This window comes from Magnetococcales bacterium (assembly GCA_015228935.1).
Classification (GTDB): domain Bacteria; phylum Pseudomonadota; class Magnetococcia; order Magnetococcales; family DC0425bin3; genus HA3dbin3.
Window position 1 is genome coordinate 1 of record JADGCO010000147.1, and the last position, 8,086, is coordinate 8,086.

The 8,086-nt window shown below is 55.9% G+C and carries 7 protein-coding genes and 1 pseudogene; 5 read left to right on the plus strand and 3 right to left on the minus strand.

Translation table 11 applies throughout. The features are described 5' to 3' along the window. The 4 genes from HQL65_19535 to rsmB all read left to right on the plus strand — a co-directional run. On the plus strand, positions 1 to 578 hold a 578-nt coding region (locus HQL65_19535; GenBank protein ID MBF0138430.1), incomplete at its 5' end, for a PD-(D/E)XK nuclease family transposase. A gap of 213 nt (positions 579 to 791) precedes the next feature. Then, on the plus strand, positions 792 to 1,052 hold the full coding sequence (locus tag HQL65_19540) for an antitoxin (GenBank protein MBF0138431.1): 261 nt from the start codon (positions 792 to 794) through the stop codon (positions 1,050 to 1,052). Next, entirely contained in the window at positions 1,013 to 1,390 is a 378-nt protein-coding gene (locus HQL65_19545) for a type II toxin-antitoxin system PemK/MazF family toxin (GenBank protein MBF0138432.1), read from the plus strand. Before HQL65_19540 ends, HQL65_19545 begins: the two co-directional genes overlap by 40 nt. A 183-nt stretch (positions 1,391 to 1,573) precedes the next feature. Next, positions 1,574 to 2,953: a 16S rRNA (cytosine(967)-C(5))-methyltransferase RsmB gene (gene rsmB / locus HQL65_19550; protein ID MBF0138433.1), complete on the plus strand. Its 1,380-nt coding sequence runs from the start codon at positions 1,574 to 1,576 to the stop codon at positions 2,951 to 2,953. Positions 2,954 to 3,427: 474 nt separating this feature from the next. On the opposite strand, the gene HQL65_19555 is transcribed toward rsmB, so the two are convergent. Beyond that, on the minus strand, positions 3,428 to 4,666 hold the full coding sequence (locus HQL65_19555) for a DUF1015 domain-containing protein (GenBank protein MBF0138434.1): 1,239 nt from the start codon (positions 4,664 to 4,666) through the stop codon (positions 3,428 to 3,430). A 151-nt stretch (positions 4,667 to 4,817) separates the two neighbouring features. Continuing rightward, positions 4,818 to 5,060, minus strand: a pseudogene (locus HQL65_19560) (DUF1640 domain-containing protein). A 276-nt stretch (positions 5,061 to 5,336) separates the two neighbouring features. Here HQL65_19560 and HQL65_19565 point away from each other — a divergent pair. Beyond that, positions 5,337 to 6,713, plus strand: a complete 1,377-nt coding sequence (locus HQL65_19565) for a cbb3-type cytochrome c oxidase subunit I (protein MBF0138435.1) — start codon at positions 5,337 to 5,339, stop codon at positions 6,711 to 6,713. On the opposite strand, the gene HQL65_19570 is transcribed toward HQL65_19565, so the two are convergent. Further along, positions 6,710 to 8,038, minus strand: coding sequence for an ATP-dependent helicase (locus HQL65_19570; protein MBF0138436.1), 1,329 nt, complete (start codon positions 8,036 to 8,038; stop codon positions 6,710 to 6,712). The genes HQL65_19565 and HQL65_19570 overlap by 4 nt on opposite strands. Positions 8,039 to 8,086: the final 48 nt, after the last annotated feature.

The window sequence follows — 8,086 nt, forward strand, 5'->3', positions numbered from 1 at the left end:
GGGGCGAGGATTACCCGAAACTCAACCAGGTGATTGCCATCACGATCACCGATTTCGTTCTGTTCGACGGCTTCGACCATTGCGTTTCCCGCCATGAACACCGCGAGACGCTTACCGGACAGACATATTTGCAAGAAATTCTTTATTATTTCATTGAGTTGCCAAAGTTCAAAAAAACCCTGGAAGAGGTGGAGAGTATTCTCGATCAATGGATCTGGTTCATCCGGTATGCCGGATCGCTGGAGACCGTTCCGGAAAAAATGTCCTGGCCGCCGATTCGGCATGCGTTTGAAAAAGCGATGGCTGCCAACATGACGGCAGAGGAGCTGGAATTTTACGACAATGCCGGGATTGCCATTGCCGACAAACGGGGAGCCATCGAGCAGGCCATGGAAGATGGCGAGCGAAAAGGCATGGCCAACGTTTTGCTCCGGATTCTGCGTCGGCGTCATGCCGACCTGCCTGCCCGGGTCGAAGCGCAGGTACGGGCCGCCGACCTTGAAACGTTGCAGATGTGGACGGACCAGGTCCTGGATGGTTGTGTGTGGTCGGAGATTTTTGGTGGTGCCATGCCATGACCTGTTTACCTTGAATTTACATGACAATTCCACGCCCGAAGAAGCATCATGCACTTGGCTTGAAAATGCTTCAAAATCAATGAATCCTCGGATAAGATGAAGCGCATCGTGGCAATGGGTCAGGTCATCGTGGGTTACCACCGAATTCCGTTGAATGGACTTCCTGGGTATATTATATTTTCATATAATTTTTGCTTCACCAGGGAGACCCTGATGTATACTTCCACACTACGCAAGGTTGGTGGCTCTACAATGCTGTCTCTTCCACCAGCTCTTCTGGATATCCTGGCCCTGAAGGCAGGAGCTACGGTTGGCATTTCCATTGAGGATGGGTCCCTGGTCATCAATCCCGTCCCAGGACCGCACTACATGTTGGAAGAGTTGCTGGGCATGTCAACCGACTCCACACAACCCCCTTCACGTGCAGAGCAGGAATGGCTGGATTCATCTCCAATCGGAGAGGAGCTGCTGTGACAGCAAAGAGGGGTGACATCTACATGGTCAGTCTGGACCCCACATCCGGCCATGAGACACAAGGAAGAAGACCAGTGCTGGTGGTATCTCCTGCTGCCTTCAACAAGGCCACCGGGGATGTTTCTGTCGTTCTGCCCATTACCCAGGGTGGATCCTTTGCCCGGATGTCAGGATTTGCTGTTTCTTTGAGCGGCGCGGGCACTGCAACCCAGGGAGTCATACGTTGTGACCAGCCCAGAGCTTTGGATTTCAGTTCCAGACAGGCAAATAAACTGGAACGGGTTCCCCAAGTCATCATGGAGGAGGTGATCGCCCGGTTGGCAACCATCTGCATGTGACTGCTGCTGGTTGAATCGGGAGCTGCATCCGTGAGCAACACTCTCTGCGCGACAACTCCGTTCCGTATTGCCGGACAGTGAATGATGAAAGCAAAATGGTGGGGGTCATCAACATGACGGCAGAAGAGTTGGAATTCTACGACAATGCCGGGATTGCCATTGTCGACAAACGGGGGAAAAATCATGACCTTCTTGCATGCCACGGATCCCCGGCAACTGGCAGTCCGTGCCGTTCTGGGGGTGGTGCGGGACCACCACTCCCTGGATGGAATCCTGGACCGTCTGCTGTTCGGTGCCCTGGATCTTTCACCCCGGGATCGTGGCCTGGTGTTTGAAATTGCGGTTGGGGCGATTCGGCATCTTGCCCTGTTGGACCACCTGTTGACCCGATGCATGACGCACCCCCTGGCCGAACGGCGACAGGAGACCTGGGCCATTTTGCGTACCGGTCTGTATCAGGCCTTGTTCATGCGCGTTCCGGCCCGGGCCGCCGTCAATGAAGCCGTGCGCTTGGCCAAGGCGGGCCGGGAACGGGCCATGGGCGGATTTGTCAACGCCGTTCTGCGCAAGGCCGTGACCCTGGACCCCCAGGCCATTCCGGAGGCCGTGACCGATCCGGTGACCCGCCTGGCCCTGCACTATTCCCATCCAGCCTGGCTGGTGCAACGATGGCAGACACGGTTGGGCGAGGCGGCAACCCGACGCCGTCTGGATGCCGGAAATCATCCCGGGCCGTTGACCCTGCGGGTCAATTCCCTGCTCACCAACCGGGAACAGGTCATGGAGACCTTTGTTCAACAAGGGTTTCACGTGGAACGCTGCAAATTTTCCCCCCATGGTCTCCGGTTGACCGGTCGCAGCGGACGGGTGGAAGAGTTGCCCGGCTATGCTGCCGGATGGTTCATGGTCCAGGACGAGGCGGCCCAACTGGTGGCTCTCCTGCTGGCCCCCCAACCCGGTGAACGCCTCCTGGATGCCTGTGCCGCTCCCGGTGGCAAAACCCTGCATCTGGCCGCCCTGGCCCTGGGCAAGGCCGCCATCCTGGCCCTGGAAAAAAGCCCCGAACGATTGCCCCCCATGGCCGAAAATCTGGTCCGATTGCGGACCCCGGGTGTTCGGGTGGCCTCGGGAGATGCCGGTGATGTCGATTTTGTGAAAAAATTATTGACCGGCGGGCCGGTTGATGCCGCCTTGCTGGATGCGCCTTGCAGCGGCACGGGGATCATCCGCCGCCATCCGGACATCAAATGGCGGCGACGGCCAGATGCCTTGCCGACCCTGGTTGCCGAACAACAGCGGCTTTTGAACGCCGTTGCTGCCCAGGTGCGACCGGGTGGACGCCTGGTCTATGCCACCTGTTCCCTGGAACCGGAAGAAAATGCCGAACAGATCGTGGCCTTTCTGGCCACGCATCCCGAATGGCGACGGTTGCCGGTGAATCCCTTGCGGGAGGGTCTCCGGGAGGAGATGGTCACCCCGGACGGGGATTTTGCCGTGGAACCAGGTCAGGAAGGGATGGATGGCTTCTATGCCGCCCGTCTGCAAAGGCAGTCAATTCAATAATACTTAGGGTCTCTCAACAAAAGCGGCGACCTGTAGAGCCACGTGGAGGCCTTCAGGAAACGCCACGGGTACTACCCGGGTGGTGTTGGCCGATGGCATCTACGGCACACGGGACAACAGGAGCTTCTGCAAGGAACATGGAATCCGCTTTGGCGGCAAGCCGTTGGGGCGTCCGAAGAAGGCCACCGACGCCAACCGGGAACAGATTCGGGAAGAGAAACGGCAGCGTTGGACGGTCCGGGCATGCCTCCTGGTGGCCATATGGGCATTGGGTTTTCCAGAAACAGGGAGAAGGGGATCCAGCGCTCTGGCCGCCATCCATTCACATGGGGTGTCACGGGAAAGAACCGGTCTTTCCCAATCCGGTTTCACCCATTTGATCGGCATCAGTGTCAAGACACTTCAGGGTTGGGAACAAGGGAGAAGACATCCGCTTTCCAAAAACCGCACATTTCAGAGTGGACGCAGTCTGGATCAAATTTCCTGTATCACCAGGCCGTCTCGCAACTTGGGTTCGAACCAGGTGGATTTGGGCGGCATGACCCGTCCGGCATCCGCAACGGCCATGAGATCGGCCATGGCCGTCGGATGGAGAGAAAAGGCCACGGCCATCTCTCCAGATTGAACGCGCTCCACAAGTCCGGCCAGACCACGAATTCCGCCGACAAAATCAATCCGCGCATCCAGACGCGGATTGACGATGCCGAGGATCGGTTCCAGAAGATGATCCTGCAATACGCTCACATCGAGACGTGCGACAGGATCCGGCAGCGTCGATATCTCGAAACGACAGGTCAGGCGATACCATGTTCCAGCCACGAACATGCCAAAAGAGTGGGGCTGGTCAGGTTTGACCGGCTGGTCGGCGGGCTGGATGACAAAGCGCTCTGCCACCCGGGACAAAAATTCCCGGGGCGACGCACCCCATAAATCCCGCACCACGCGATTGTATTCCAGAATACGTACCTGGTCGTCGGGGAACATCACCCCGAGAAAGCGATTGCAGGGTGCATCATCGGCGACATCACGTTGTTCGGCACGTCGCGCCTGACACACCCGGGCAGCGGCTGCGGCCCGATGATGACCATCGGCAATATACAGGGCCGGAAGAGCGTCGAACACGACCACCAGCTCCTGGATCAATTGCGGCTCCGCCACCATCCAGAACGTATGTCGGACTCCGTCTGCCGTGGTAAAATCGTTGACAGGTTTGCTGATGGTGACTTGTTGCAGCAACCGGTCGATGGTCTCTTTTTGCTGGTAGACCAGAAAAACCGGTCCGGAGTTGGCATTGAGAACGTCGGCAAAATGGGTCCGGTCATCTTCCTTGTCCGGGCGGGTATGTTCGTGTTTTTTGACCCGGCCACTCAGGTAGGCATCGACGGCAATGGCCGCCACCAACCCGGTTTGCTCGTGATCGCCCTGGATGAGCCGGTAGAGATACAGGCATGGCCGGGAGTCCTGCACCAGAACACCGGTTGCCTTCATATTGCGAAAATTGCGCAGGGCGCATTGGTAGACCCTCTCGTCATGGAGAGCGACGTCTGGATCCAAACCAATCTCGGCCTTGGAAACATGCAAAAAGGAGTGGGGATTGCCCGCCGCCATGGCTGCCGCTTCGGTCCGGTTCAGGACATCATAGGGAGGTGCCGCAACCAAGCCGGCCAGATCCGGCTGCGGACGCCAGCCTGGAAATGACTGAATCAATGACATTTTCCCCATGATTTGACTTTCTCTTCAAAGAGTGTTTGCATCATTTTCCCGACTGGACCGGTAAAGAGGGCTGGCGTATCTCCTGGGGCTGGCGTGCCTCCTGGACATGAGAGCGTTCGTATAACATCGCCGGTGGTGGGGCAAGACGATTGATGGCCGCCACCCCACCCAGAATGACAATACCAATACTGATGACCCATTTGATGGTTTCCGTCTTGGCCATCTCGATCTTGAGTTCCAAATCTTTCAAATCTCTCTTGGTGGCAAGTTCGTCCAGACGTGCTTCCTGGGCATCCTTGAAAGCATCGGAAATGGCCTCGGCCTGATGCTCGGGAATACCGGCATCCTTGAGGCGGCGCACAAATTTCAAGGTATCGAAGGTGATGGTCGTCATGGTGCTTCCTCCCTGCCGCCAGCATAACCCACAATATCTGGAAAGTGCCACCCATAAACCAGGAAGAAAAATTCCTTTCCAAGCCAAAAAATCGGGTGGTGGATTTTGGATTGAATTTTATACAGGCAACCCGTATCAGTAATCGCTGGTGACCCTTATGGCATGTGGCGTACCCTCTGCCGCAGCTCCCCGTTAACCTCGGCCACAATTTTTCGGTCCAAACCAGATGTTGGCCACAATGACTGGTCCGAGCCAGACAACTGGAAAGTCAAGATCATGCCTGTCGAACAATTTGCCTTGCCGACTCCGGATGGCTCCACCCGTTCCCTGGCCCGTGGCTGGTTGCTTCTGGCCCTTGGATCTTTGATCGGTTCTGGCCTGGTGGTCATTCTGGTGGTGTTGGCCCGCACCCCGATCCTTCATGATCTGATTCCCTGGACCGGCTCCTTCAAGACCGCTCTGGTGATCCATGTCGATCTTTCGGTTCTGGTGTGGTTTCTCGCCTTTGCCGGTCTCATGGGCAGCCTGATTCTGCCCCGGAATCGGACCGGTCCGGGATTTCCGGCCCTGGGTCTGGCCATCACCGGGGCACTCATTCTCACCTTTGCGCCTTTTCTGGGGGTCGATGCCCCCTACATGAACAACTATGTCCCCATCCTGGAAAACCGGGCCTTTTTCATTGGCCTGGGATGTTTCATCAGTGGGTTTCTCGTCATGGCTGGCCAGGTGGTGTTCACCGCCAATCCCGCTCATGACGCCACGGGGCCGGAACGGGTTTTGCGCATGGGTCTGCGCAGTGGCATGGCCATCGCCTGGCTGGCCGCCCTGATCTGGCTTTGGACCCGTTGGGTCATTCCGGCTTCCCTTGGCAGTTCGGAACAGTTTCGGGAGACCTATTATGAGGTTCTTTTCTGGGGCGCGGGACATGTTTTGCAGTTTACCCATACCCAGATCCTGCTCGTGGTCTGGCTTTGGCTGGCCAGTCTGGCCGGAATTCTTGTCAATCCCCGCCCCCGCATGGCACTCCTGGCCATGATCCTGGGATTGTTGCCCGTTCTGACCGCCCCGGCCATCCATTATTGGATCACACCGGTCGATGGGACCGCCAACCGGATTGCCTACAGTGAATTGATGCGTTTCGGCAACGGCCTGGCCACGCTGCCGGTGGGTCTGGCTTTGGTCGTGGCCCTGCTGCTCCGCCGCCAGATACCCATGCCTGAACATCGGCCCCAACGCCTGGCCCTGATCCTGTCGCTCCTGTTGTTCGGAGTCGGTGGCGTCATCGGATTCCTGATCCAGGGCGTCAATGTCACCATTCCCTCCCACTATCATGGTTCCATTGTCGCCATCACCCTGGCCTACATGGGGTTGACCTATCACATCCTGCCGCTTCTGGGTTGGCAACGCCCCTGCCCGACATGGTCCTCCCGGCAGCTCCTGCTCTACGGCGGCGGTTCACTGCTGCATGTGGCCGGCCTGGCCTTGGCGGGTGTCTATGGCATTCAACGCAAAACCGCCGGAGCCGCCCAGCATTTGCAAACTCTCCCGGAACAACTTTCCATGGGGTGTACCGGCCTGGGAGGATTGCTCGCGGTGGTCGGAGGGATTCTTTTCCTGGTGCTGACCATCCGGGCCTTCAGGAAAACGCCTTAAATGGCCATGGATGTTCTTACAAGTTGCAGGTACGGAGAGGGCTGGGAGTGCCAAACGTCACCCCAAGGCATTTTGCGGGTCTTTGGATAGGACAAACAGAGCAATCTTTTTGAACGGGTGACGGCCACAAAAGCGTTTCTTTTTTCCTCAAGAACCGCTTGCGGATTGTTTCTGGCGCGATAATCCGGAAAAATTCCATCCACCATGCCCACGATGAAAACAACATCAAATTCGAGGCCTTTTGCAGCATGCACGGTCAGCAGGGCCACACCGGCGGCTTGGGGCTTCCGGGTTGTTCCCAGGGCCATGTTGCTCATGAACCCGGCAATCGTCTTTGTCGATGCTGCATCTGAACGCAGGTATTGATCCCACTCTTGCAGCAGGAGTTTGGTATCATCGTAGATGGAGCGACGTTCTTCCAGAGTATCTTCCTGGACAAACGTATTTGCATAATCCTGCATGATCTTGATGCAAGGGTTCAAATCGGGTCTCCGGGTCTGGGCATGGATGATCTGCATGGCTGCAAAAATAGCCCTGTGTCTGCGCTCCCCTCCGGCAATCTGATCCAGCAGCGTCAGCACGCCCTGAGAATCTGTCGGCTGTTGGATGTCATCTGGCCTGATTCCCCACTTTTTTGCCAGGGCATTGAGGTGCAATTGATCCCTGGGATTTGCATAAACCCGCAGAGCCAACTGAAATTCCTGGACCACGTCCGACTCGTATTCATATGTCGAAGCAAGCCGTTTGTGAAAAAGGATACCCCGTTCCTTCAAAGTGTTTTCCACGTGAATGAGCGTATATCTGTTGCGACCCAGGATGGCACATTGTGACGGCGTGATGCGGCCACCCTCCACATCTGGATGCCCTTCGACGAAAAATTGTTGTAATTTATCGCAGACAATTCTGGCTTCATCGGCTTCATCGTTACCAACTCCAAACCATATTTCACCTTGTTTTGATGATGGAGCATCGCTGGTGTATTTTTTATCCAGTGCATTTACTGCATTCACAACAATCTGGGAAGATCGATGATTTTCATTCAATATAACTATTTTCGCACCGAATCCCATGCCAAATTTTTCCATATATTTTGGACCGGCATGATTGAAGCTGTAGATGGCTTGTTTCGGATCGCCAACCATCATCACGTTACGAAAAGTGTCACCACAAAGTGCGGTCAGTACTGCATACTGGGCCTCGTTCAAATCCTGGGCTTCGTCGATACAGATATATCCATAGATTCGCCGATACAGGTCAGCCACTTTGGGAAATTCGGTCAAAAGTTTATAAGCCAACAGGAGGAGGTCATCGAAATCATAACCCATGTTCGTCATCTGTAGTGCAAAATCTGATTTATTTCAATATTTTACTAA